The sequence below is a fragment of the Streptomyces camelliae genome, assembly GCF_027625935.1.
GTDB lineage: Bacteria > Actinomycetota > Actinomycetes > Streptomycetales > Streptomycetaceae > Streptomyces > Streptomyces camelliae.
This window is the reverse complement of the sequence record NZ_CP115300.1, coordinates 5,948,553-5,973,137: the sequence shown is the minus strand read 5'-3', so window position 1 is coordinate 5,973,137 and position 24,585 is coordinate 5,948,553. Positions and strand designations below refer to the sequence as shown.

At 73.5% G+C, this 24,585-nt stretch carries 26 protein-coding genes; 14 read left to right on the top strand and 12 right to left on the bottom strand.

The annotated features are described in order from the left end of the window. Positions 1-98: 98 nt before the first annotated feature. Positions 99-437: a chaplin gene (locus O1G22_RS27345; RefSeq protein ID WP_270083745.1), complete on the top strand. Its 339-nt coding sequence runs from the start codon at positions 99-101 to the stop codon at positions 435-437. Between the two features lie 83 nt (positions 438-520). Here O1G22_RS27345 and O1G22_RS27340 read toward each other — a convergent pair whose 3' ends face one another. The 8 genes from O1G22_RS27340 to O1G22_RS27305 all read right to left on the bottom strand — a co-directional run bounded on the left by O1G22_RS27340 (position 521) and on the right by O1G22_RS27305 (position 5,764). Beyond that, the gene (locus tag O1G22_RS27340; protein ID WP_270083744.1) at positions 521-1,387 is read right to left on the bottom strand and encodes a tyrosinase family protein; all 867 of its coding nucleotides are present in this window, start codon (positions 1,385-1,387) and stop codon (positions 521-523) included. Then, entirely contained in the window at positions 1,371-1,871 is a 501-nt protein-coding gene (locus tag O1G22_RS27335) for a tyrosinase family oxidase copper chaperone (RefSeq protein WP_270083743.1), read from the bottom strand. The genes O1G22_RS27340 and O1G22_RS27335 overlap by 17 nt, the downstream gene beginning before the upstream one ends. 119 nt (positions 1,872-1,990) lie before the next feature. Further along, entirely contained in the window at positions 1,991-2,506 is a 516-nt protein-coding gene (locus O1G22_RS27330; protein ID WP_270083742.1) for a hypothetical protein, read from the bottom strand. Between the two features lie 142 nt (positions 2,507-2,648). Next, positions 2,649-3,233: a vitamin K epoxide reductase family protein gene (locus O1G22_RS27325; protein WP_270083741.1), complete on the bottom strand. Its 585-nt coding sequence runs from the start codon at positions 3,231-3,233 to the stop codon at positions 2,649-2,651. Then, on the bottom strand, positions 3,233-3,724 hold the full coding sequence (locus tag O1G22_RS27320; RefSeq protein ID WP_270083740.1) for a DUF5949 family protein: 492 nt from the start codon (positions 3,722-3,724) through the stop codon (positions 3,233-3,235). The genes O1G22_RS27325 and O1G22_RS27320 overlap by 1 nt, the downstream gene beginning before the upstream one ends. Positions 3,725-3,853: 129 nt before the next feature. Beyond that, complete coding sequence (locus tag O1G22_RS27315; protein WP_270083739.1) at positions 3,854-4,144, bottom strand: hypothetical protein; 291 nt, start codon at positions 4,142-4,144, stop codon at positions 3,854-3,856. A gap of 170 nt (positions 4,145-4,314) precedes the next feature. Further along, entirely contained in the window at positions 4,315-5,352 is a 1,038-nt protein-coding gene (locus O1G22_RS27310; RefSeq protein WP_270083738.1) for a hypothetical protein, read from the bottom strand. Between the two features lie 172 nt (positions 5,353-5,524). Next, positions 5,525-5,764, bottom strand: coding sequence for a chaplin (locus tag O1G22_RS27305; protein WP_270083737.1), 240 nt, complete (start codon positions 5,762-5,764; stop codon positions 5,525-5,527). A 217-nt stretch (positions 5,765-5,981) separates the two neighbouring features. Between O1G22_RS27305 and O1G22_RS27300 the strand changes: the two genes are divergently transcribed. The 9 genes from O1G22_RS27300 (at position 5,982) to O1G22_RS27260 (ending at position 17,164) form a co-directional block, all read left to right on the top strand. Next, a complete protein-coding gene (locus O1G22_RS27300; protein WP_270083736.1) occupies positions 5,982-7,052 on the top strand; it encodes a DUF3344 domain-containing protein in 1,071 nt (356 codons plus the stop codon). Positions 7,053-7,104: 52 nt separating this feature from the next. Further along, a complete protein-coding gene (locus O1G22_RS27295) occupies positions 7,105-8,256 on the top strand; it encodes a glycosyltransferase (RefSeq protein WP_270083735.1) in 1,152 nt (383 codons plus the stop codon). Beyond that, the gene (locus O1G22_RS27290; RefSeq protein ID WP_270083734.1) at positions 8,253-9,686 is read left to right on the top strand and encodes an exopolysaccharide biosynthesis polyprenyl glycosylphosphotransferase; all 1,434 of its coding nucleotides are present in this window, start codon (positions 8,253-8,255) and stop codon (positions 9,684-9,686) included. Before O1G22_RS27295 ends, O1G22_RS27290 begins: the two co-directional genes overlap by 4 nt. Before the next feature lie 3 nt (positions 9,687-9,689). Continuing rightward, complete coding sequence (locus tag O1G22_RS27285) at positions 9,690-11,054, top strand: O-antigen ligase family protein (protein ID WP_270083733.1); 1,365 nt, start codon at positions 9,690-9,692, stop codon at positions 11,052-11,054. Between the two features lie 319 nt (positions 11,055-11,373). Further along, positions 11,374-13,407 (top strand): murein biosynthesis integral membrane protein MurJ, encoded by a 2,034-nt coding sequence (murJ, locus tag O1G22_RS27280; protein ID WP_428986409.1) that lies wholly within the window; start codon positions 11,374-11,376, stop codon positions 13,405-13,407. Positions 13,408-13,459: 52 nt separating this feature from the next. Beyond that, positions 13,460-14,152, top strand: coding sequence for a polysaccharide deacetylase family protein (locus O1G22_RS27275; RefSeq protein ID WP_428986511.1), 693 nt, complete (start codon positions 13,460-13,462; stop codon positions 14,150-14,152). Next, positions 14,149-15,402 (top strand): glycosyltransferase, encoded by a 1,254-nt coding sequence (locus O1G22_RS27270; RefSeq protein ID WP_270083731.1) that lies wholly within the window; start codon positions 14,149-14,151, stop codon positions 15,400-15,402. The genes O1G22_RS27275 and O1G22_RS27270 overlap by 4 nt, the downstream gene beginning before the upstream one ends. Then, positions 15,399-16,046, top strand: a complete 648-nt coding sequence (locus O1G22_RS27265) for a YveK family protein (RefSeq protein ID WP_270083730.1) — start codon at positions 15,399-15,401, stop codon at positions 16,044-16,046. The genes O1G22_RS27270 and O1G22_RS27265 overlap by 4 nt, the downstream gene beginning before the upstream one ends. Then, positions 16,043-17,164, top strand: coding sequence for a GNAT family N-acetyltransferase (locus tag O1G22_RS27260; protein WP_270083729.1), 1,122 nt, complete (start codon positions 16,043-16,045; stop codon positions 17,162-17,164). The genes O1G22_RS27265 and O1G22_RS27260 overlap by 4 nt, the downstream gene beginning before the upstream one ends. Here O1G22_RS27260 and O1G22_RS27255 read toward each other — a convergent pair. Then, positions 17,161-18,462 carry a glycoside hydrolase family 26 protein gene (locus O1G22_RS27255; protein WP_270083728.1) on the bottom strand — a complete coding sequence of 434 codons (1,302 nt, stop codon included), beginning with the start codon at positions 18,460-18,462 and terminating at the stop codon, positions 17,161-17,163. The genes O1G22_RS27260 and O1G22_RS27255 overlap by 4 nt on opposite strands. Before the next feature lie 132 nt (positions 18,463-18,594). Here O1G22_RS27255 and O1G22_RS27250 point away from each other — a divergent pair, with 132 nt between their 5' ends. Next, entirely contained in the window at positions 18,595-19,962 is a 1,368-nt protein-coding gene (locus O1G22_RS27250; protein WP_270083727.1) for a carboxylate--amine ligase, read from the top strand. Further along, the gene (locus O1G22_RS27245) at positions 19,962-21,221 is read left to right on the top strand and encodes an NAD(P)-binding domain-containing protein (RefSeq protein ID WP_270083726.1); all 1,260 of its coding nucleotides are present in this window, start codon (positions 19,962-19,964) and stop codon (positions 21,219-21,221) included. The genes O1G22_RS27250 and O1G22_RS27245 overlap by 1 nt, the downstream gene beginning before the upstream one ends. A 42-nt stretch (positions 21,222-21,263) precedes the next feature. Here O1G22_RS27245 and O1G22_RS27240 read toward each other — a convergent pair whose 3' ends face one another. The 3 genes from O1G22_RS27240 to O1G22_RS27230 all read right to left on the bottom strand — a co-directional run bounded on the left by O1G22_RS27240 (position 21,264) and on the right by O1G22_RS27230 (position 23,265). Beyond that, positions 21,264-22,214: a chaplin gene (locus O1G22_RS27240; protein WP_270083725.1), complete on the bottom strand. Its 951-nt coding sequence runs from the start codon at positions 22,212-22,214 to the stop codon at positions 21,264-21,266. A gap of 117 nt (positions 22,215-22,331) precedes the next feature. Further along, the gene (locus tag O1G22_RS27235; RefSeq protein ID WP_270083724.1) at positions 22,332-22,559 is read right to left on the bottom strand and encodes a chaplin; all 228 of its coding nucleotides are present in this window, start codon (positions 22,557-22,559) and stop codon (positions 22,332-22,334) included. A 292-nt stretch (positions 22,560-22,851) separates the two neighbouring features. Further along, positions 22,852-23,265, bottom strand: a complete 414-nt coding sequence (locus O1G22_RS27230; RefSeq protein ID WP_270083723.1) for a rodlin — start codon at positions 23,263-23,265, stop codon at positions 22,852-22,854. A 261-nt stretch (positions 23,266-23,526) separates the two neighbouring features. Between O1G22_RS27230 and O1G22_RS27225 the strand changes: the two genes are divergently transcribed. Further along, positions 23,527-23,940, top strand: a complete 414-nt coding sequence (locus O1G22_RS27225; protein WP_270083722.1) for a rodlin — start codon at positions 23,527-23,529, stop codon at positions 23,938-23,940. A gap of 224 nt (positions 23,941-24,164) precedes the next feature. Beyond that, positions 24,165-24,575, top strand: coding sequence for a rodlin (locus O1G22_RS27220; protein ID WP_270083721.1), 411 nt, complete (start codon positions 24,165-24,167; stop codon positions 24,573-24,575). Positions 24,576-24,585 lie beyond the last annotated feature (10 nt).

Below are 24,585 nucleotides of genomic sequence, written 5' to 3'. Positions count from 1 at the left end.
CCCGGCGATCACCGTGACCAGCTCCGCGCGGCGCCGTTGAACGGGAAGTGCGGTGGCTCCCTGCCGCCGCCCTTACCGAGCAACAAAAGGAGAACGTGATGTCTCGCATCGCGAAGGCAGCCGCTGTCGCCCTCGGCACCGGTGCCGTGGTGGTCAGCGGGGCCGGACTGGCCCTGGCCGACGCGGGCGCCCAGGGTGCGGCCGTCGGCTCGCCGGGTGTCGTGTCCGGCAACACCGTCCAGGTCCCGGTGAACATCCCGGTCAACGTGTGCGGGAACACGGTCGACGTCATCGCCCTGCTGAACCCGGCCTTCGGCAACACCTGCGTCAACAAGGGCGGCGAGGAGGAGAAGCCCGGCAAGCCCGGCAACCCTGGCCCCGGCGGCTACGGCGACCACGGCGAGGGCGACCACGGCGAGGGCGGCTACGGCCACTGAGCCGACCGTGACAGGCGAGAGCCCCGGCACTCCGAGCGCCGGGGCTCTTCCCCATGTCCGGGGTGGTCACATGTCCGGGGTGGTCAGGCGTACCGGTAGATCCGGCTCAGGTCCTCCAGCTGGTCCGGGGTCTCGTCCCACGGCGGGAGCTTCTCGTAGCGGGCGACGACCCGGTCGTGCTGGTCGTCGTCGGCGCCGGGCTGCTCGGCCGGCAGATAGCGGTGCTCGCGGTGCGCCCACTGCCAGCGCTGCCACTGCAGGTCGAGAAAGGCGTGATGCAGCCAGAAGACGGGGTCGTTGACCGACGCCCCGCCGAGCATCGCCCCGCCGACCCAGCGGTGCACCCGGTTGTGGTTGCGCCAGGAGGCGCTGCCGCTACCGTTCCCCCAGCCCTCCAGCTTGTTGCGGAAGCCTCGGGTGGCCGTGGAGTCCCAGGGCCGGACGTCGTAGACCGGATCGTCCAGCGCCCACTGCAGGTCGCTCCTGGTCGGCAGCTGGATGGGGGCGGCGGCGCGGCCGAGGTCCCGGGTGAGGAACGCGCCGTCGGTGATGCCCTCCTTGAGGGGCCAGTGGCCCGCCGCGTAGGCGAACGGCCCCGTCATCACCTGCCGGTCGGAGCGCCGCCCGTTGCCGCCGAGGAGATCCTGCGTCCAGGGCACGGAGGTCGTCGTACGGTCCCGGGTCCAGTCCCAGTACGGCACCGTCACCGAGGAGTCGACCCGGCGCAGGGCCCCCTCCAGCTCCAGCACGAAGCGGCGGTGCCAGGGCAGGAACGACGGTGCCATGTGCGCGGTGCGCAGGCCGGTCTCGCCGTCGGGGGTGTAGTAGTCGAGGTGCATGCGGACGAACTCGTCGTACTCGCCACGCCGTTTGAGCTCCAGCAGCGCGTTCACGAACCGGCGCCGCTCGCTCGCGGTCAGCGTGCTGACGTCCTTACGCACGTACGCCATCGGAACCCCCCATCCGACACCCCGTCCGATGCCCCTGGTGCGCCCCGGCCATCGGCGCCGACGCCGGCTCACGCAGCCTCTGCCCGGGCCCCATCTCGTCCACGGCGGCCCGGGTCGCCTCCAGCGGTGTGCGGTACGACGTGTAGTGGTCGACCATGCTCAGCCAGGTGCCGTCGGCCCGCCGCATCAGGTGCAGCGGACGTCCGTCGACGGTGATCCGCCAGTCGCCCTCGGCCGCCCCGCGCCCCGCGACGGGCACCAGCGCACCCTGGATGCGGCGGCCCCGGTGGGTCTCGTCGAAGGAGCCGCCGCCCTGGGCCTGTGCCGGCGGGTCGGACCGTGAGGCGGCGGCGACCGGGGCCAGCGCCAGCGCGGCGACGGAGGCCAGCAGCCCCCGCCCCGCCTCTCTCCGTGACGCCCCCGCCGCCCCCGCTCTCCCCTGCCGCCTCGCACCCGCCGCCACCGCGTCGACACCGACGACCATCGCGCACTCCTCCCACCGGTCCGGACGCCCACGACCGGGCGCCCGTACCGGCTAACCGGAAGAACCCGCCGAGGGTCACCGCGGCAGAGCCATCCGGTGGGGAAAGGTGAGATGCGGTTCTACAGACCGGGCCCGCTGGACAGGTCCCCGCCCGCCGCCGTCTGGAGCACCGGGGCCAGGACGCCCGCCTCGGGGAGCTTCAGGTCCGGGAGGCCGAAGTTGTCGGGGTCGGGCTGGGTCAGGGGGGCGTCCACGTTCAGGCCGGGGCCCAGGGTGCGCAGGTCGGAGGCCGGGGCGTCGACGCCCACGTGGTCGAACTGGTCGCCCAGGAGCCGCGGGAGCGGGGCACGCAGGTCGGCACCGGGAAGGGCACCCGTCACCGGCAGCTGGGGCAGGGTGCGGTCGGGCAGCAGGCGGCCGGTGGCGTAGCGGGGCCCGTCGGGGGTGCCCGGCGTCAGCAGGGGCAGCTCCAGACCGGCCTTCGGCACCTCCATGCCGAGGGACTCGGAGACGCCCTCCAGCGGCACGGGAATGGGGACCGCGCCGACCGCGGCGGCGGGGGTGGCCGCTGCCCCCACGGCGGCCGCGACGCCCGTGATGACGGCGGCAAGGGTTCCTCGGGTGGTCGACTTCATGTCAGGTACGGTCCCTTTCAGGATGCGGGAGTTCGACGTCCGTACCGCGTAACGAGCCGGAAAACCGCTTCACTGCACAATTCCCCCGGCTGCCGTAATTGTCGGCTCGTCACTCTTCAGCTGGTCTCTTCAGCTGGTCTCTTCAGCTGGTCCAGAAGTCCCACCAGCGGGTCAGGACGAGCATGCCGATCACGCCGATGTGCACCACCGGGAGCACCCAGGTGAACTCGGCGAAGAAGCGCTTCAGCCAGCCGGGCGCGGGCACGTAACCGGTTCTGACGATCAGCGAGGTGGCGTACCAGAACATCAGGATCGTGGCGACCCATGCGAGACAGCACCACAGGCACAGCGCGTTGATCCGGTACAGGGACTCGAACTGCAGCCAGGAGACGAACCCGACGCCGAACAGGCAGCCGGCCTCGAACAGCAGCCAGTACCAGCCGGGGAAGCGGGCCCCGGCCAGCAGGCTCATGCCGACGCACACGACGACGCCGTAGGTCACCAGACCCAGCATCGGATTGGGGAACCCGAACACCGAGGCCTGGGCGCTCTTCATCACGCTGCCGCAGGACACCACCGGGTTCAGGCTGCACCCGGGGACGAAGTTCGGGTTCTTCAGCAGCTTGAACTCGTCGAGGGTGATGACCCAGGAGGCGAGCAGGCCGGCCGCCCCGGTGAGCACCAGCAGCAGCCCGAACCCCCGGCCGCCGGCCAGGGCCCTGACCATCAGCGGCGCACGCTGCCAGCCGGCAGGACGACGTGCGCGGCGGCCTTCAGGGTCTCGTCGGCACCGGCGAAGGCGGCCAGGTCGGCCGGCTCGACGGTCTTGCCGGGCTCGCCCTCGGGCCAGGCGCGGGTCGTGAACACGAGGTAGGCGTAGCCGCGCTCGGCGATGGCGGCGAGCCACTCCTCGGGCGCGTCGGCCTGGGCGACCAGCTGCGGCATCCGTACGACGGCCTGGCCGGCCTCGACCAGCAGGCTGACGGGGAGGCTGGGCCGGCCGTTGCCGTCGACCAGGTCGCCGCCGACCGGCAGCCCGTTGCTGGTCAGCAGCTTCTCGACGGCGGCCGCGGTGGTCTGCGGGCCGCCCTCGGCGTCACCGAGGGAGTAGGCCAGCAGGTAGGGCATGTCGGCGCCGTCGGGGGCCTCGCCGCTCCAGGCCAGGAGGACGAGCGTGCCGAGGTCGGCCGGGCGGAGGTCGCTTGAGGTTGAGGTCACCGCGCGACCTTATCGACGCGTCCGCGCGCCACCGGGCGGCTTCTCACCCTTCCGGACCAGTGCCCGGCCCCGCTCCACACGAACGAGGGAAGCGGGGCCGGAACGTCGCGCGCGGGGGCGAACGGGGTGTCAGCTCTGCAGGGGCAGTCCGCCGAGCAGCGGGTTGTGCTGGTTCACCGCGCCGGTCACGCGCTTGACCGTGTTGAGCACGGAGTGCTTGTTCTCGGTGTTGAGCGCGTCCGACTGGTGCTGCAGCGGCATCGCGTCGTCGAGGGTGAGCGGAGCCTTGGTGAGCTGGTTGACGGCGCCGTTGAGGCTGGTGGGCGTCACGTCGGCGGCGTTGTAGGCGAACGCGGGCGCGGCGACGCCCGCGAGGGCCACGGAACCGGCAACGACAGCGGCAGCCTTCAGGGACTTCATCGTGTTCCTTTCTTCGGCAACTCACGTCACCCCAGGGAGTTCTGACGCCGTGCCTAACGAGACCCGGCCGGGCCGGAAACCCCGCGCCGAGAAGACATATGAGCGGGAAAAGCGCTCAGCCGCCGCGCCCGCACGGGGCACGGCGGCTGAGACGGTGGTGACGGCCGGGGTCAGCTGGTCGCGGGCAGAGCCGCCAGCGACGGCGCGGACGGCAGCGAGGCCAGGGAGGTCAGGCTCGGAGAGGGCAGGCCGCTGCCGAGGAGCGTGGTCGTCAGCAGGTTGACCAGGCCGGACACCACGCCGGTGGCGGACGAGAGCACCGCGGACAGGTCGGAGGTGACTGCCTTCACCAGGCTGTCGACGGCCTTCTCCAGATTGGCCAGCGCGTCGGAGGTGAGGTCACGGGACGAGGGCGGCTTCCCGTCGTCGAGGTACCTCGCGGCCACCGGAACGGCCGGGGCCGCCGCGGGGAGCTTGGAGGTGGCGGCGGAGGGGAGCGCCGACGTCCCGGCGGACGTCGAGGGGACGGCGGACGTCGAGGGAAGGGTGGACGGTACGGCGGACGTGGACGGGACGGCGGGGGTCGAGGGGACCGCCGTAGCAGTGGGCTTCGCAGGCTTCGACGGCTTCGCGGCGACCGACGGCACGGCGCTCGGGACGGCGGGAGCCGTGGGAGCCGCGGTCGCCGTGGGGACGGCCGGCTTGGACGCGGCCGATGCGGTCGGCTTGGCGGCTGAGGGTACGGCGGACGCCGACGGCTTGGCCGCGGCAGGCACGGTGGAAGTCGACGGCTTGGCCGCCACCGGCACTGTCGAAGTCGACGGCTTGGCCGGGGCGGTGGGTTTCGCGGCTGTCGTGGGGGTGGCGGGCGTCGTGGGCTTCGTCAGCGAGGCCGGGTCGGACTTCGCCGCCTCGGCGATGGCCTGGTGGGCAGCATCGCCGAGCTTCCTGGCCTCGGCGGCCGGCAGCTTGCCCTTCTGCAGGGACACTTTGAGCAGGTCGACGACCGGCTGGAGAACGGAACCGGAGTTGTCCAGGGCTCTGACCTGGGCGAGCAGCTTCTCCGCGCCCGGCACGGCGGGCTGGGAGGAGCTGTGGGCTCGCTCTCCGGCCGAATCGGCGGCGACGGCTGCCGGGCCGGTGATACCGACCAGGACGGCGGCGCAGAGAGTGGTGGACGCAAGGCGCCGCGCGGGCAGACCACGCATAAGGGTGTTCCTTTCGGTGTACATCGGGACCTGATGCCCACCGTCTGTTGACCGATCGCGCTCCGCAACCGCTCGAACACTCTTTGTGATCCGTCCGGAGCCCAAAACCAGCCGTCCGCCCCCCGACGGGGGCGCGGGGCGGCCGGCCGGCCGAAGGGTTGCGCCCCCGCCGTCAGCCGTTGACGCAGGTGTTGCCGAACGCCGGGTTGAGCAGACCGATGAAGTTCACGGAGTTGCCGCAGACGTTGATCGGCACGTGGATCGGGATCTGGAGGACGTTGCCCGAGATCACACCCGGCGAGTGGGCGGCGACGCCGCTGGCGTCGGAGTCGGCGGAGGCCGCACCGGCACCGCCGGCGACGACCGCGACGGCGGCGGAGGTCAGGACCAGACCCTTCGCGATACGCGACATGGAGAGGTACTCCTTGGGATTCGAGACAAACATCCGGGCGGATGCCCGGCGCTGTGTCAACGCGCCCCGGCGCCGGGAGTTGTGCCGCCAATGGGGTGATGTGCTCGAAGGTCTCCCCTTCACACTTCGGACACACTTATCCGGTTTCTCCGGATTAATCCGCATGCCCACTAGAGTTGCGGGCCTCTGCATTCCGTGCGAAAGGGCACCGCCGCTCATGCGCAAGCTCCTGGGTCCCCTGCTGTGCACCACGGCGGGTGCCCTCGCCCTCGCCTCCCCGGCCCTCGCCCGGCCGACCGCACCACCCTCCCCCGAGACCCCGCGCCTGGCGTTCGCCGAGCGCTATCACGCCGTGCTGCACGGTGGGTTCGTCCGCGCCGCCAACGCCGGTATCGGCTGCCGCGGTCCCAAGACACCCTCCTGCGACGCGGCACGGCAGGGGCGCGCCGGGACCAACGAGAGCTTCGACATGTCCTACGTCGACGTCGACAAGGACCCCAACACCTACAACTCCTCCCGCGCCGAGGTCCGCGTCCCCAGGGGCGGCCGGGTGACGTACGCCCGGCTGTACTGGGGCGGCAATCTGCTCGCCGGGGAACAGAAACCGGCGCGCGACGACGGGCGGGTGCTGGTCGCCGAGCCGGGCGGGGCGTACAAGGAAGTCCTCGCCGACACGGTCGTGGGCCATCAGGTGGCGCACGGCGCGGACGCCTACCAGGCCTCGGCCGACGTCACCGGCCTGGTCCGGGCGAGCGGTTCGGGGCTGTACACCGTGGCGCAGATCGACATCGCCAAGGGCCGGTCGGCGGCCGGGGCATGGGGCGGCTGGACGCTGGTGGTGGCGTACGAGAACCCGGCGCAGCCGCTGCGGGACCTGTCCCTGTGGGACGGCTTCGACGCCCTGGACTCGCCGGTCGAGGTCCGGCTGAACGGCGTGCGGGTGCCGACCGGCGGGGGCGGCACAGTCGGCATCGTGGCGTACGACGGCGACCGGGGCAGCGTGGGCGACCGGCTCACACTCTCCCCCGGGCCCCGGCGTGCGCCCGTCGCTCTGGGCGATTCCGTCAATCCGCCGGACGACGTACTGAACTCCACGATCAGCGAGCCGGGTGCCGCACCCGCCCGGCGGATCCCTGCCTACGCCAACACCCTCGGTTACGACTCCGACGTGTTCGATCTCGGCCCGGCTCTGCGGGGCGGTGGTGACCAGCCGGGCTTCCGGCTCGTTTCCCAGCAGGACGCGGCGTGGGCCGGCGTGCTCTTCGCCGCCGTGGACGCACAGGTGTGAGGCGCGTTCCCGACCGCTGTCCCGAGCGCCCCTGTGAGCGAGGTATCCGTCGATGCACCAGTCAGCACCCGCCCCCCGGCCACGGATCCTGCACCTCGCGCAGCCCGTCGACGGCGGGGTCGCCCGGGTCGTCCTGGACCTGGCCCGCGCCCAGCTCGCGGCGCGTCTGCACGTGGTGGCGGCCTGTCCGGGCGGTGAACTGGCCGCCGGGCTGCGGGCGGTGGGCGCCGAGGTGCACCACTGGCAGGCCGGCCGCTCCCCCGGGCCGGGGCTGCCGGGCGAGGTGCGGCGGCTCGTACGGCTGATCGACGAGGTACGGCCCGAACTGGTGCACGCGCACAGCGCGAAGGCGGGTCTGGCCGCCCGGCTCGCCGTCCGCGGCCGGATCCCGACCGTGTTCCAGCCGCACGCCTGGTCCTTCGAGGCGGTCGGCGGCCCCACCGCGGCACTCGCGCTCCGCTGGGAGCGCTGGGGGGCGCGCTGGGCCGACCGGGTGGTGTGCGTCAGCGAGGCGGAGCGCGAAACGGGCCTGCGCGCCGGGGTACGCGCCGCGTACGCCGTGGTCCCGAACGGCATCGACACGACCCGCTTCTCACCAGGGCCCGCCACCCCCCTCGTACCCGGCCCTCTCGTCGTGTGCGTCGGCCGCCTGTGCCGTCAGAAGGGCCAGGACGTCCTGCTGCGGGCCTGGGAGCAGGTGCTCGCCGCCGTACCGCGGGCGCGGCTCGTCCTCGTCGGTGACGGTCCGGACCGCGAGGTCCTACGGCAACGCGCCCACCCCTCCGTCCAGTTCACCGGCGCGGTCGCCGACGTCGTGCCCTGGTACCGGGCCGCCGACCTGGTCGTGCTCCCCTCCCGCTGGGAGGGCATGGCGCTCGCCCCGCTGGAGGCGCTGGGCTGCGGCCGGCCGGTCGTGGTCACCGACGTCGACGGCGCCCGCGAGAGCCTGCCGCCCACCCTGGCCGACCGCTGTCTGGTCCCCCCGGAGGACCCCGCGGCGCTGGCCGGGGCGGTCGCCGGGCTGCTGTCCGACCCGCCCCTGCGTGCCGCGCTCGGCGACCGGGGGCGCCGGCACGTCCTGTCCACGCACGACGTGCGGCACACCGCCGAGCACATCGCGGCCCTCTACCGCGAACTGCTCGGCGCCGCCGGCGAAACAGCACCGTGCGTGCCCTCCGAGTGCAGGGAGTCCATCCACCCGTGACCGCGGAAAGCACCGTCCCCTCCCCCGGCGCACAGCCCTGGGACCCCGGATTCCCGACCGGGTCCGTCTCGGTCCTGCCGGCCCGCACGGCCGGCGGCTTCCGGTTCCCGCTGCGCCGCCCGCCCGGCCGGCCTGCCTCGCCGCTGCCCCTGCTCACCGCCGACCTGCTCGCGGCGCTGGCCGGCGCGCTCGCGCTGGAGGAGCCCGCGCGCCGGCCGGTGCTGGTCGCCGCGCTGGTCTGCGCCGCGCTGCTGCTGCGCCCGCACACGGCGCGGCTCGTGCCCGGTGTGCTCGACGAACTGCCCACGGTGTGCGGGCGGATCGCGGTGGCCTGGCTGGCCCTCGCCGCGCTGCTCGCCGCCTACGACCCCGAACGCGCCCTGACCGCCCGCACCCTGCTGCTCGGCTGGGCGCTGCACGCGGCCGCGGCCTGCGCGGGCCGCGGCGCGGTGCACTGGCGGCGCCGGGTCGCGACTCTGCGCCGGCCGCGCACCGCCCTGGTGATCGGGCCCGCCGCGACCGCGCAGCGGGTGTCCGCCGCGCTGCTGCGCCACCCGCGCTGCGGAGTGCGGCCCGTGGGCGTGGTGGCCGACCACCCCGACGGCGGCCACGGTGCCGGCCTGCCCGTGCTCACCAGCGGCGAGGAGGTCGAGCGGGCGCTGATCCAGAACGGGGTGCGGGCCGTGCTCACCGTCGATCCCGCCGTACGCACCGCGAAGGGCCCGCTGCTGCGGGCGCTCGCCGAGTCGGGCTGCACGGTGTGGGAGCTGGACGCGGACTCACCGTCGTACGAGATGCGCGACCAGCTCGCCGGGTTCGCCGTACGGCGGCTCGACCTCGGCTCGCGGCGGCGCGGCGGCACCGCCAAGCGGCTGCTGGACGTGCTGGTCTCCGGAACACTGCTGGTGCTGGTCAGCCCGGTGCTGCTGGTGTGCGCGGCGGTGCTGCGGCACACCGACGGACCCGGGGTGGTGTTCCGGCAGGAACGCATCGGCATGGACGGCCGCCCCTTCACCCTGCTGAAGTTCCGCACCCACCGCCCGGTCGACGCGCACGAGGCGGCCACGCGGTGGAGCGTGGCCGGCGAGCTGCGCATGAGCCCCTTCTGCCGGTTCCTGCGCAAGGCCTCGCTCGATGAACTCCTCCAGCTGTGGAACGTGCTGCGGGGTGACATGAGCCTGGTGGGCCCGCGCCCGGAACGGCCGTACTTCGTCTCGCAGTTCAGCCAGGCCTACCCGGGCTACGCGGCCCGCCACCGGATGCGGACCGGCATCACCGGGCTCGCCCAGGTCCACGGGCTGCGCGGCGACACCTCCATCGAGGACCGGGCCCGTTTCGACAACGCCTACATCGACAACTGGTCGCTGTGGCAGGACATCTGCGTGCTGCTGCGCACCGCCGCCGCGCTCGTGCGCTCTACAGGGAGCTGACCGATGGCCCTCACCCTGCCCCTGCGCCACCGCCCCGTACGCTTCTCCCCGGTGCTGCCGGTGGCGGCCGTGATCGCGCTGCTCGCCCTGCCGGTCGCCCCCGGCGGCGAGGGCGGCGCGGGCCCCGCCGACGCGCTGTCCGCGCTGGTGGTCGCCTACTGCGCCGTACGCCTCCTGCGCACGCGAAGCCGGCCGCTGACCCGGCGAGCGGCGCTGATCCTCGCCCTGCCCGTGCCCGGTCTGGCGCTGGCCGCACTGCACGCGGTCTCGCCGGGCGCCGGGATCGCCGGCCTCGGCCGCTATCTCCAGATCTTCGTCCTGGTCCCGGCCGCCGTGCTCCTGCTCATCCGCGACCGCCGCGACTTCCGCCTGCTGGCCTGGGCGTTCGTGGCACTCGCGGGGTGGCAGGGCGCGGTCGGCGTGCACCAGTACGTCACCGGCACCGGCGCCTCGTACCAGGGCGAGGACATCCGCGCGGTCGGCACCTTCGGGCCGTCGGACGTGATGGGCATGGCGACGGTGGTGTCCTTCGGGCTGGTCTGCGCGGTGGGCCTGGCACTGGGCCGGGGCCAGGCACGCACCCGCCTGACGGCGACCGCCTGCGCTCTCGCCCTGCTGCTCCCGCTGGCGGTCTCCTTCAGCCGGGGCGCCTGGATCGCCACCGTCGTGACGCTCACGGCGCAACTGGTGCTGGCGGGTGTGCGCCGGGCGCTCAAGACAGGCGCGGTGGTGGTGGCCGTGTGCGTGGTGCTGGTGGGTGGTTTCGGGGCGGGTACGGCGATGCTCCAGGAGCGGATCGACAGCATCACCCAGGTCACCGACGCGCCCGACCAGTCGGTCACCGACCGGTACACGATGTGGGCGGCGGCGGTCGACATGTGGCGCGGGCAGCCGCTGACCGGCGTCGGTCTGAAGGGCTTCCCCGAGTACCGGGACGGACACGCCTCCCTGGCCCTGTCCTCCGGCAGCGACACGGAGGGCGCGGGCGCCGCGTACCGCCGCCAGCCCCTGCTCTCCCCGCACAACATGTACCTGCTGGTCCTCGCCGAACAGGGCCTGACCGGCCTGCTCTGTCTCGCCGGCGCCTGGCTGGCCCTGCTGGTGTGCGCCCTGCGCGGCCTGTGGCGTTCCCGGGCCCCCGGCGCCCGTGGCCTGGACTGCGCCCTGACCGCCTGCGGCCTGCTGATCTGGCAACTCGTCGACTTCGCCTACGCCGACATCGGCGGCCCCTCGACCGTACTGACGGCGGTCTGCTTCGGCCTGATCGCCTGGTGGTCCCTCCCCACCACCGACACCTCCGACACACCGGCCGCGTCGTGCGCACCGGCGGCGCGGGGGGCGGTCACGGAGAAGGCGGCACTGCGATGAGGCCGACGTCGAGAATGCTGGCGCCTTGCCGGGGGCGTGGGCGGGCGGGGGTACGGGCACTGCGCCTGGTGCCCTTCGGGCCACGGGCCCGGATGCGAGTGCGGCGTCCGGAGCCCTGCGGGCAGCGGGGCCAGGTGGGGGTACGGCGCGCTGTGCCCTACGGGCCGACCATGCGGGTGCCCTGTGGGCCTCGGGGCCGGATGCGGGTGCGGCGTCCGGAGCCCTGCGGGCAGCGCGGCCGGGTGCGGGCACGGCGCGCCGTGCCCTGCGGGTCGCGAACCCGGGTGCGGGTACGGCGTCTGCGGCCGGGGCGGGTCGGATGACGAGCCCGAGGACCGGTGCGGTGCCGGGTCAGGAAGAGGGAACGGGAGTCGGCGATACCTCGGTGCCGGTGGCCCGCGCGTCCGTGCCCGTCGAGCCCGAGCCACGCACACACTCCGCCGCTGCCGAGCCCGGATGCGCCGCATCTGCCGAGTTCGGGTCCGTCGCAGGTATCGGGCCCGGATCCGTCACGCCCGCGGAGCCCCGTCCGGTGGCGCCCTCCGCTGACGAGCCGACCGCGGCGCTCGCCGATGCCCGGTCCACCGACTACGCCCACCGCACCAGGGCCGGCGCCCCCACCGGCACCGAGCCGGTCACCCTCGCACCCACCGGCACCGAGCCGGTCACCCTCGCACCCACCGGCGCCCGAGCTGCCGCCCACGCGCCGGACCTGACCACCCCCCGCCGGCCCCCTGGCGAACCCCCCGGCCGATCCTCCGACCGCCACCCCCCGCCCACCCGCCGTTTCCTCGCCCGGGCCGCGCTGGTCACCGCCTCGCTCTCGGTCATGGCCGCCGTGCTCGGGCTGGTGCGGGATCAGTCGCTGGCGCGGTTGTTCGGGGCCGGGCGGGACACCGATGCGTTTCTCATCGCCTGGACCGTGCCGGAGTTCGCGGCCACGCTGCTGATCGAGGACGGGCTGGCGTTCGCGCTGGTCCCGGCGTTCAGCGGGGCGTTGGCCCGGCGGGCGCAGGGGGCTGTCGGGGACCCGGTGCGGGCGCTGGTCGCCGGTACGCTGCCCCGGCTGACGCTGGCGTTCGCAGCCGTGGGCGGTCTGCTCGCGCTGGGCGCCCCGCAGTTCGTGGCGGCGCTCGCGCCGGGCCTGTCCGACCCCGGGCTCGCCGTGGACTGCACCCGGCTCACCGCGACCTGTGTGCTCAGCTTCGGCCTCGCCGGCTACTGCAGTGCCGCCCTGCGCGCCCACCGCCGCTTCCTCGCCCCGGCCGCCATCTACATCGCCTACAACCTCGGCATCATCACGGCGATGTACACGCTCGGCACCCACTGGGGCGTACGCGCCGCCGCGTTCGGGGTCGCCGCGGGCGGGCTCCTCATGGTCGCCGTACAACTTCCAGCGCTTGTAAGAGAGTTGCGCCCGCATCACCGCGCGGCCGGCACCGCGCCCGGGACCGGGACCGGGGCGGCAGCCGAACCCCGCGCGATGGACGTGACCCTGCTGGCGACCGTCCTGCTGTTCGCGCTGTGCCGGCAGTCCCAGGTGCTGATCGAGCGGTTCCTCGCCTCCGGCCTGCCCGCCGGGGCGATCTCGCACCTGAACTACGCCCAGAAGGTCGCGCAGATCCCGATGTCCCTGTCGCTGATGCTGTGCACGGTCACCTTCCCGGTGGTCGCGCGGGCGCTCGCCGAGGGCGACACCGAGCGGGCCCGGGCCCGGGTGGAGCGGGATCTGGCGGTGGCCGCCACGCTGGTGCTGCTCGGCACCGCCGCCGTCACGGCCTGCGCCCCGCAGCTGGTCCAACTCCTGTTCCAGCGCGGCGCGTTCACCGCCCAGGACACCGCCGCGACCGCCGGAGTGATGCGGGTCTACGCGCTCGGGCTGCTCGGCCAGACGCTCACCGGCGCCCTGGTCCGCTCCTACTTCTCGGCGGGCCGCGCCACCTGGTACCCGGTCGGCGCGATGGCCGCCGGGATCGTCGCGACGTCCTGGATGGGTGCCTGGACGGTCGGTTCCTGGGGCGTCACCGGGATCGCCGCCGCCAACGCCACCGGCATCACCGTCACCGCCGTTCTGCTGCTCGCCGGCATGGGAGCCCGCAGTGTGCCGATCCGGACCCCGGGCGTGCTGCGCGAGCTGAGCCGGCCGCTGCGGGCGGCCACGGTCGCCGCCCTCGGCGGTGCCTACGTCGCCGAGTCGTTCGCGTCACCGCTCGCCGGTCTGCTCGCCGGCGGCACCACCGTGATCGTCATGTTCGTCGTGCTCGGCCGGGCCCTGGGCGACCGGGGCTGCGCCGCCGCCCTCCGTACCGTACCGACCCTGACCCGAAAGCTCGCCCATGTCCTCCATCGCTGAGACCCCCGCCCCGCCCCGGCTCTCCAGATCCGGCCCGGCCCCCTGGATCGCCATGTACCACTCGGTCGGCGACTGCTCCGACGACCCGTACCTCGTCACCGTCACCCCCGACCGGCTGGACCGGCAGCTGCGCTGGCTGCGCCGGCGGGGGCTGCGGGGTGTGTCCATGGCCGAGCTGCTCGCCGCCCGCGCGCGGGGCGAGGGCCGCAACCTGGTCGGCCTCACCTTCGACGACGGATACGCCGACTTCCTCACCAACGCCCTTCCCGTCCTCACCCGTTGGGGATGTACGGCCACTCTCTTCGTGCTGCCCGGCCGGCTCGGCGGCCGCAACGACTGGGACCTGCTCGGCCCGCGCAAGCCCCTGCTGACCGCCGACGGGATCCGGCGGGCCGCCGCCGCGGGCGTGGAGATCGGCTCGCACGGCCTCACCCACGTCGATCTGACGCGCGCGGACGACAGCCTGCTGGCCGCCGAGACCGCCGAGAGCCGCGCCGTTCTGGAAGAGTTGACCGGTACCGAGGTCACCGGCTTCTGCTACCCGTACGGCACCGTCGACCGGCGCGCCATGGACGCCGTACGGGCGGCCGGGTACGGCTACGGCTGCGCCGTCGACCCCGGCGAGCTGAACGGCCCGCACGTCCTGCCGCGCGTGTACATCGGGCAGAACGACAACGCCGTACGGCTGTTCCTGAAGCACCGCCTGCACCGGCTGCGCCGGCGTCCCGTCGAGGGGCTGCGATGAAGGCGCTGCACATCATCACGGGCCTCGGTGTCGGCGGAGCCGAGCAGCAACTCCGGCTGCTGCTACGGCACTTGCCCATCGACTGCGACGTGGTGACGCTGACCGACCCCGGCCCGGTGGCGGACGGGCTCGCTGCCGACGGGGTCCGGGTGACCCATCTCGGCATGACCGGCAACCGCGACCTGGCCGCGCTGCCCCGCCTGACCCGCCTGATCCGGCGCGGCCGCTACGACCTCGTGCACACCCACCTCTACCGGGCCTGCCTGTACGGCCGGATCGCCGCCCGGCTGGCCGGGGTCCGCGCGGTCGTCGCCACCGAACACTCCCTCGGCGACACCCAGATGGAGGGCCGGCCGCTCACGGCGGGGGTGCGCGGGCTGTATCTGCTGGGCGAGCGGCTCGGCCGGTCCACGGTCGCCGTCTCCCCCACGGTCGCCGCCCGTCTCACCCGCTGGGGCGTGCCCGCGCCACGCGTCACGGTCGTGCCCAACGGCATCGACCTGGCCCGGTTCGCCTACGACCCGGCGGCCGGGCTACGCGCCCGCGAGGCCCTCGGCCTGCCCGCCGACGCCTTCGTCATCGGCGCCATCGGCCGCCTCACCCCCGGCAAACGCTTCGACGTCCTCCTCCACTGCCTGGCCCGACTCCCGGAGGACTGCCGACTGTTGCTGGTGGGCGCCGGCCCGGAGGAGCCCGCACTGCGGCGGACGGCACGGGCGGTGGGGGTGTCCGACCGGGTGGTTCTCGCGGGCGAGCGGCCGTACATCGCCGACGGGTCGCCCGGCGCACCCGGCGGACCGGACCTGCCCGCCCTGGCCTCCGCGATGGACGTACTCGCCGCGCCGTCGGCCGAGGAGGCGTTCGGGCTCGCGGTCGTGGAGGGGCTCGCGGCCGGACTGCCGGTGCGGTACACCTCCTGCCCGGCGCTGGAGGACCTGCCGCCCGAGGCCGCCCCGGGCGCGGTGCGTGTCCCGTGCGACGCCGGTGCCTACGCCCGTGCCCTCGCCGGGGTCCGCGCCGCCGGTCCCGGCCCGCGCACCGCGCCCGAGGCCGCCCGCCACTACTGCATCACCCGCAGCGCCGCCCGGCTCATGGACGTCTACGCCGCGGCGCTCACGGCCTCTCACCCCGCCCCCACCGTCGAGGTCCCCGTACACGCCCCCGTCGAGGTCCCCGCACAGGGCCCCGCTCAGGCCCCCGTACCGGCCCTCATCCACGTCCCTGTCCAGCAGAGAGCGAAGTCCTCATGACCGACAACCACCGCACCTCCCGTCCCTTCCGTCTCCGCGCGCTCCCGGCCTGGTCGCTGGTGGCGGCCGGGGTCGTCGCGGGCGGGCTGCTCGGCGTCGAGTACGGCGTCGTGAAGCCTCCGGCGTACACGGCGACCAGCTATGTCATCGCCGTCCCCACCAGCAAGGCGGACACCGCCTCCGCCCTCGGCTTCGCACAGGCCTACGGCCGGGTCGCCACCCAGCTCGCGGTGCTCGCCGACGCCCAGGTGTGGGCCGGGGTGCCGGTGAACACCCTGCGCGACAGCGTGCGCAGCGAGACCTCGCCGGACGCCCCGATGGTCGCCGTCTCCGCCACCGCCGACCGGCCCGCCCTGGCCGCCGACATGGCCAACGCGGTGGCCCGCGCGCTCACCCGGCACGCCGACGAGGCCAAGGACGAGACGCACGTCGAACTCCTGCAGTTCTCCCGCGCGGTGAAGCCGACCGCGCCGAGCTCGGCCTCCGTGAAGGTGACCGCACTGGTCGGGGCGAGCGCGGGCGGGCTGGTCGGCGCCCTCGCGCTGCTCGTACGGCCGCGCCGCCGGCCGGAGGAAGAGGAGCCCGTGCGCCCGGCCCCGGTGCCCGCCCCGGCCGCCGCCGCGGACGCGCACAGCGCCCGGTGACCGCGACCGACACGGCGCGCACCGCACACCCCGCCCACACCGTCGACCTCGTCACCGACGAGCAGGCCTTCGCCGCCCTGGCACCGGCCTGGGAGCGGCTGCACGGGCGGTGCGCCGCCGCGACCCCGTTCCAGAACCACGCCTGGCTGCACTCGTGGTGGCTGTCGTACGGCACCCCCGGCCGGCTCCGGCTGCTGCTGGTGCGCGCCGGCCGCGACCTGCTGGCCGCCGCACCGCTGATGCTCGTCCGCCGGCCGCTGCCCGCGCTGGTGCCGCTCGGCGGGGCGATCTCCGACTACGCGGACGTCCTGCTGGACGACACCGACGACGGACGCGCCGCCCTCGCGCTCACCACCGCCCTGGCGGACGCGGCCCGCACCGCGCTGGTCGACTTCCGCGAGGTCCGTCCGGGCGCCGCGGTGGAGCGGATCTACGACCGCTGGCGCGGCCCGCGCCGCATGGTGCGGGACTCCCTGTGCCTGGAGCTGCCGGCCGTACCCATGGACGGGCTGGTGGCCCGACTGCCGTCGAACAAGGCCCAGCAGCGGGTGCGGGCCAAGCTGCGCAAGCTGGACTCCCTGGGGGTCGAGCGGCGGACGGTCGCACCGGAGGAGGTGGACGCGGCGCTCGACCGGCTGCTGGAGCTGCACCGGCTGCAGTGGCGGGGCCGGAAGGTGACGACCGAGCACCTCCAGCCCCGCTTCCGTGCCCATCTGGTGCGCGCGGTCGGCCCGATGGTCCGCTCGGGTGACGCCGCGGTCACCGAGTTCCGGATCGACGGCGAGGTCGTGGCCGTGGACCTGACCCTGCTGTCCCGCAGCCTGGCCGGCGGCTACCTCTACGGCGCCCACCCGGGCCTCAGGGAACGCAAGGCGGACGTGGCGGTGATGCTGCTGGACGCATGCACCGGTCAGGTGAGCGGACGCGGCGCGCTGAGCCTGCTGCGCGGCGACGAGCCGTACAAGCACCACTGGAAGCCCGAACCGGTGGCCAACCGGCGCCTGTTGATGGCCCGGCGCCGCACCGCCCCGCTGCTGACGACCGCCCTGTACGACGCGGCCGCCCGGCAGCGGGGCAAGGAGGTGCTGCACTGGTGGAGACAACGCCACCAGGGCTAACGCGTCCTGGACCACCAGTCGAAGCGGATGCACAGCTTTCCGCCGAGCCAGTACTCCACCCAGTCGCCGAGGTCCAGCGGCGAGCAGTTGGCCGGAGGCTTGTACGGAGTCGGGTTCGGGGTCGGAGTCGGCTTGGGTGTCGTGGGTACCGGCACGGTCGGCTGCTCGTGGATGCCGGACAGGGCGGCACGGTAGATCCGCGCCGCCACGGGGTTGGTCCCGCACTGCCACACGCCGTGCGGGCAGTAGTCGGTGAGCGTGTTGTACAGCGGCTTGTGCTCGTCGAACCAGGCGAGCATGCGTTTCATGTACTCGGCGTTGTCACCGTTGCGGAAGAGCCCCCATTCCGGGTAGGAAATGGGCTTGCGGTGGGCTTTCGCGAAATCCACGTGCTGTTGCAGGCCGTAGGGCTCTTTCACCTGCTCGTCGAAGGACTCCCCGGCCGGCTGGTCGTAGGAATCCATGCCGATGATGTCGACGGTGCTGTCACCCGGATAGCACTCCGTCCAGGGCACGGCGTCCCGGCCGCGGCTCGGCGCGAAGTCGAACCGGAATTTCTGTCCCGGCACCGCACGCATGGTGGTGACGATCCTGTTCCAGTACTTCTTCCAGCTCTCCGGATCCGGTCCGCAGCGATGGGTGTAGGTGGTGCCGTTCATCTCCCAGCCGAGCACGATCACCGTGTCCGGCACCTTCAGCGCCACCAGCCGCTCGGCCAGAGCCCTGAAGTGCTGGTCGAACGCGCCGGCCGCGCCCTGCCACAGCAGCCGGCGCACCTCGGCGTCGGACACGCCTTCCTCATTGCGCTCCTGCATCGGCACGTTGAGGACGAGCGTCCGGTCGGGCTTGTCGCGCCGCCAGTGCGCCCAGACGTCCAGGAAGCCGGGCGGGCCCTCGATGTCCCGCCAGCGGTCACCGGGCAGATAGGTGTGGGCCACCTTGAGCTCCGATCCGCCCAGCCAGGCGCTCAGCTCGGCCATCCGCGCGACCCCGAGCGGCCCGGAGTCGAGAAACACCCCGAACGGCGGTACGGCGGCCTTGGCGGGCGGACGGGGTGAGGTGACCGGCGCCGGGGTGACCTGGGGCGACGCCACCGGTGCCGGGGCCATCGGGATCGGCGGCATCGGCGGCATCGCCGGGGGCATCGGGATCGCCGGGGCCGGGGCGGGCGGAGCCGGCGCGACCGGGCCCTTCCCCACCGCGAATCCGGGACCGGCCGCCAGGGTGACCGACGCGACGACCGCCGCCGCCGTCACGATCAGCCGCCGGGAGCGGTCCCGTCGCTGCTGTGGAGCCATGCCTGCTCCTCTCTCCACTGGGATTCGTACACACCTTGCTTTCCCAGTTATTGACACACAGTCATATCGATATGAATTTCGCCAGCTCGATTGCTGCTTACCGGTGAACCGAACGAGAAGGAAAACATACCCGTGTCGCTCCTGGACATCCGGATTCCCGCAGTATTGCTGCGGATCGACCGGAATCCCTTTCATCACGGCACCCTGGGTGCCGTGCGTTCGCTCGGCAGAGCGGGAGTGGAGGTGCACGTCGTCGCCGATTCCACGGGAAGTCCCGTCCGCAGGTCGCGTTTTGTACGCCAACTGCATCCCCCGCCGCCGCCCGGCGCGTCCCCCGACGACATCGCCGCCGTGCTGCGCCACGTCGCGGCCCGCCTCGCGCGTCCGGCGGTGCTGATCCCGCTCGACGACGCGAGCGCCATCGCGGCCGGCCGGCTGCGCGAGGAGCTGGCCCCCGCCTATCTGCTGCCCGAACAGCCCGGCACCCTGCCCGAACGCGTCGCCGACAAGGCGGAACTGGCCGAGGTGTGCGCTGCCGCCGGCGTCCCGCACCCGGTGACCCTGGTCCCGGACAGCGCCGACGAGGCGGCGGCCGCCGCCTGGCGGCTGGGGCTGCCGCTGGTGGCCAAGTGGAGCCGGCCCTGGCTCGTGCCGGCCGGCAGCGGGCTGCGCTCGACCACGCTGGTGCGCTCGGCGCGCGAGGCACGGGAGCTGTTCCTGCGCACCGCCGAGGCGGGCAGCACACTGCTGCTCCAGGCGTTCCTGCCGCCCGGCCCGGACCGCGACTGGTTCTTCCACGGCTACGCCGACCGCACCGGCACCCTCCGGGCCGGCGGCCCCGGCCGCAAGCACCTGGCCTGGCCGCGCGGGGCCGGCCTGACCGCGGTCGGCCAGTGGACGCCCAACCCGCAGCTGTCGGCGCTGGCCGCGCGCATCACCGGCGAGCTGGGCTACCGGGGCATCTTCGATCTGGACTTCCGCCGCTGCGGCAGCACCGGCCGCTACCACCTGCTGGACTTCAACCCGCGCCCCGGCGCCCAGTTCCGGCTGTTCGCCGACAGCACCGGCCTGGACGTCGTACGCGCCCTGCACCTGGACATGACGCACCGGCCGCTGCCGGACGGGGTACCGCTGGCCGGGCGGGAGTTCGTGGTGGAGAACTACGCGCCGCTGACCGCGCTGCGGCCCGCGCCCGGGGGCCGGGAGCTGGCCTGGTGGGCGGCGGACGACCGGGCGCCGGGCCTGGCGATGTGGGCCCTGTGGTGCCGGCACGCGGCGGGCCGCCTCACCCAGCGCCTCGCGAGCCGCGTCGTCGGCCGGCGGCACCGCGCCTCCCCCGCACCGGAACCGGCCCGGCGCCTGGTGCACCAGGCGGGCCTCCGGGGCCGCCCCCTCAGCCCTCCCGAAGCCACCACCGACCTGACCCGACTCACGCACCTCGCCCACTTCACTCACCTCACCGACGACTTCCGCGACGACGAGAAAGCGAGCAGCTGCTGATGTACGACCTGCTGGTGGTGGGCGCCGGCCCGTACGGGCTGTCCATCGCGTCGCACGCCGCGGCGGCCGGCCTGAACGTCCGCGTCCTCGGCCGGCCCATGGCGTCCTGGCTCGACCACATGCCGCGCGGCATGTTCCTCAAGTCCGAGCCCTGGGCCTCCAACCTCTCCGACCCGGAGGGGCGTTGGCGGCTCGACGTCTTCTGCGCCTTCCGCGGCCTCACGGCCCGGCACGCCGAACCGCTCCCGCTGAAGGTGTTCGCGGAGTACGGACTGTGGTTCGCGCGCAACGCCGTACCCGCGGTCGACGAGCGGATCGTGACCCGGGTGGCGCCCCGCACGGGCGGCTTCGAGGCCGTCACCGAGGACGGCGAGACGCTCAGCGCCCGCACGGTCGCACTCGCCGTGGGCGTCCTGCCGTTCACCGAGATCCCGAAGCCCCTGCGTCATCTGCCCCCCTCCCTGGTCTCGCACAGCAGCCACCACGCCGACCTCGACCGCTTCCGCGACCAGGACGTGACCGTCGTCGGCGGCGGCCAGGCGGCCCTGGAGACGGCCGCGCTCCTCGCCGAACAGGGCACCCGGGTGCGGATCCTGGCCCGCGCGGACCGGCTGAGCTGGAATGACGTGCCACCGCCCTGGGTACGCCCCTGGTGGCGCTCGGCCCGCTCCCCGCACAGCGGTCTGGGCCCCGGCTGGCGGAACTGGTTCTACGCCGAGCGGCCGGGCCTGTACCGACGGCTGCCGGAACACACCCGCACCCGCATCGCGGCCGGCGCGCTCGGCCCGGCGGGCGCCTGGTGGGTGCGCGAGCGGGTGGAGCCCCGGGTGGAGGTGCTGCTCGGCCGGGAGATCGTGGCGGCCCGTCACGTCCCGGACGGGCTGCGGCTGGAGACGGCCGGCCTGCACGGCGGGGTGCACTCCCTGCGCACCGGGCACGTGATCGCGGCGACCGGCTTCAGGGCCACCCGGAGCCGGCTGCGGCTGCTCTCCCCCGAACTGCGCGAGCTGCTGGCGACGGGCGCCGACGCGGCGCCGGAGGTGGGGCCGGAGTTCGAGTCGTCGTACCCCGGCCTGTTCCTGGCCGGTCTGATCACGGCCGCGGGCTTCGGCCCGGCGATGCGCTTCGTGCACGGCGCGACCTTCACGGCGGGCACGCTGGTACGAGGGGTACGGCGGCGGTTGCGCACGGGCCCGGCGGGCTGGCGGATCCCGGCCGGGCGAAGCGCCGAGGCTCCGCTGGGAGTGCCGCTGCCGTAAGGGGCGTCACGGCCTCGCGCCCCTCCGGGGCGCGAGGGGCTGCTACCTATGGGCGGCGGACCGGCCGCGCCGGTACAGCACCGCTCCGGCCGCGATCAGCGCGGCGCTGGCGGCCGAGGTCGCGAACATGGCCCGGGCGTCCCCACCGGTGTGCGGAAGGGTGGGCGGCTTCCCGGGGTGGTGCTCGCCGCCACCGTGGCTCGGCGGAGTGGTCTCCCCACCGCCGGACGGGGGCGTGGTGTGACCACCGCCCGACGGGGGCGTGGTGTGACCACCGCCGGGAGGCGTGCTGTGCTCGCCACCGGGGGGCGATGACGGGCCACCGCCGGGAGGCGTGGTCTGTCCGCCACCAGGATGCGTGCAGTGCTCACCGCCGGGAGGCGTGCTGTGATCACCGCCCGGAGGGGCACTGTGCCCGCCCCCGTACGGGGGTTGGGTGGTCTCGCTGCCGCCGTACGAGGGCGGGGTGGTCTCGCTGCCGCCGTAAGGGGGTTGGGTGGTCTCGCTGCCGCCGTAAGGGGGTTGGGTGGTCTCGCTGCCCCCGTACGGCGGGGTCGTCTCGCCGCCGCCGTACGGGGGAGGGGTGCTGGTGCCTGGGCCCGGGTGGTCGCCGTAGCCGCCCGTGTCGCCGTGACCGGAGTCACCGTAGCCGCCGGAGTCGCCGTAGCCCGGGCCGCCGTGTCCGGATTCGTCGTCGGAGTCGTCGTACGCGTGCCGGGGTTCGTCGGTGTGCCGGTCCTGGGAACCGTGGTGGTTCACACAGGAGTTGCCGAAGGCCGGGTTCAAAGCGGCGGCCGCGTCCACGGAGTTGCCGCAGACGTTGACCGGGACGTTCACCGGGACCTGGACATTGTTGCCGGACAGGACGCCGGGCGAGCCCTGGGCGGCGCCCTGTGCGTGCGTGTCGGCGAGTGCGTAACTGCCGCCGTACAAGGACAGCACGCCGGTCGCGGCGGCGGCCACGACCATGCCCTTGCTGAGGGTCTGTCGCAATCTCGTGGTCTTCCTGCTCGAAGAAGTGGGAAGGCCGGCCCCGGGACGAAAGATCGACGGATCGCTGTCCGGGGCCGGCCAGAACGCAGCCGGTGGGCTGGGTGAGGGCGCGGAACGTCAGTGGTTCACGCAGACGTTGCCGAACGTCGGGTTCAGCAGCGCGATGACGTTGACCGTGTTGCCGCAGACGTTGATCGGAATGTGGATCGGGACCTGGACCACGTTGCCGGAGATGACACCCGGGGAACCGATGGCCTGGCCTTCCGCTTCGGAGTCGGCGAAGGCGGGGACAGCCCCGCCCAGGACCAGGATCGCGCCGGCGACGACGGCAGCGCTCTTCTTCATGGGATTTCCCTTCTCTGCGGTCATGCCCCTATGACGGCCGAAACCGAGCGAGCACAGCTTCAACGGCTCGCACCATGACCGGCAGGCTGTAAAACGAGGGATAGACAGCCGAAGAAACTATGGAACACGTGCCGTCCCGGAATTCACTCGAACGCCTTCACAGAATTGACACCTCGACGGAAGGCGTGCAGGCCGGGCAGAGAAACGCTTCTTCGGCAAGGCGGGCAAAAGCCGCCCGGGCGACGGCACGAGAATCGGCGCGCCGCCCGGGCGGTGGTGGGACCGGCGTGGGTCAGCCGTTGTTGGTGCCGTTGCCCGACAGCGCCGAGATGTCGTCCAGGATGTGCGAGAGCGGCTCGTCGCCCTTGGCCTGGGTGGAGTTCTCGGTGCACTGCTGGTTCTGCGGCGCGGACAGGATCGGCACGTCCTGCAGCACACCGACGGCGCCGACGCCCACCAGACCCTGCAGGTTCGCCTTCGCCGGCAGGCCGACGCAGAGCTTGTTGAGCGAGCTCTGGACCAGCGTGGCCTGCGGGCTGAGGTCGCCCCCGGTCACGCTGTTGCCGAACGCCTCGCTGGCGTTGTTGCCGCTGAACGACGTGGTGCCCGTGTCGTTGCCGATGGCAAGCGCCTGGGGGGCTGCCGCCGCCGACACACCGATGACGGACGCGGCGACCGCCGCCGCGGCCATTGCCTTCTTCAGCATTTTCGCTTTCCTTCCCTGGCTCCTCGCCAAGACGCACGTTCCTGCCCCCGCATCAACCGGCTCCTGGCGGTTTGGTTGCGGGGCATCACCCGATCGGATCGTTCGGTTTGACGGCATCGGTGGAATTCCTCGACCAGCGCACCGGGCATGTTCGCACGCCCCTATGTGGGCCATCGGAGTGAACCGGAGCAACCCTTCACGGGATGGGCAGTTGAACCAGGCGCTCCGGTGGACGGGGTTTCTTCAGAAGGGAATGCGCAAGTGATCAAGAAGGTTCTGGCTACCGCCGCGGTAGCCGCCTCCGTCGTCGGTGCTTCGGCCGCCGTCGCGTCGCCGGCCCTGGCCATCGGCAACGACACGGGCACCACGTCCTTCAGCGGCAACGGCGCCGAGCAGGCGTTCGGCAACTCCGCGACCTACGGCAACATGAGCCCGCAGATGGCGCTCATCCAGGGCTCGCTGAACAAGCCGTGCATCGGCCTGCCGGCGAAGCTGAACCTCCAGGGCCTGGTCGGTGTCGCCGCCGTCGGCGTGCTGCAGGACGTGCCGATCCTGTCCGCGCCGCAGAACCAGCAGTGCACCGAGAACTCCACCCAGGCCAAGGGCGACGAGCCCCTGTCGCACATCCTGGACGACATCTCCGCCCTGTCCGGCAACGGCACCAACAACCACTGATCCGGACATCCCCGGGCCCGCACGGGCCCGTCCCGAAGGGCCGTCGGCTCCCCGGCGGCCCTTCGGTCTACCCCCGGGGCACACCCCCTGAACCAAGGGGGCATTCATGAACTCATCGGACTGCACTGGTCCGATCGAGGCAAAGAGCGCAACCCGGGGCGAGTCGGCAGCGTTGACGATCACGCAGCTCCTCCCCGGAGTCCGCCTTTCGAAAGGGAACGAACATGAAGAAGCTGTGGGCAACCGCGGCCGTCGCCGCCTCCGTCGCCGGTCTCGCCGGTACGGCGGCCCCCCAGGCCCTCGCCATCGGTGACGACCACGGCACCACGTCGTTCAGCGGCAACGACGCGAAGCAGTCGTTCGGCAACTCGGCCACCTTCGGCAACATGAGCCCGCAGCTCTCGCTGGTCCAGGGCTCGCTGAACAAGCTGTGCATCGGCCTGCCGGCGAAGCTGAACGCCCAGGGCCTGGTCGGCGTCGGCGCCGTCGGCGTGCTCCAGGACGTGCCGATCCTGTCCGCGCCGCAGAACCAGCAGTGCACCGAGAACTCCACCCAGGCCAAGGGCGACGAGCCGCTCTCGCACATCCTGGACGACATCTCCGCGCTGTCGGGCAACGGCACCAACAACGGCTGATCGAGTCCTT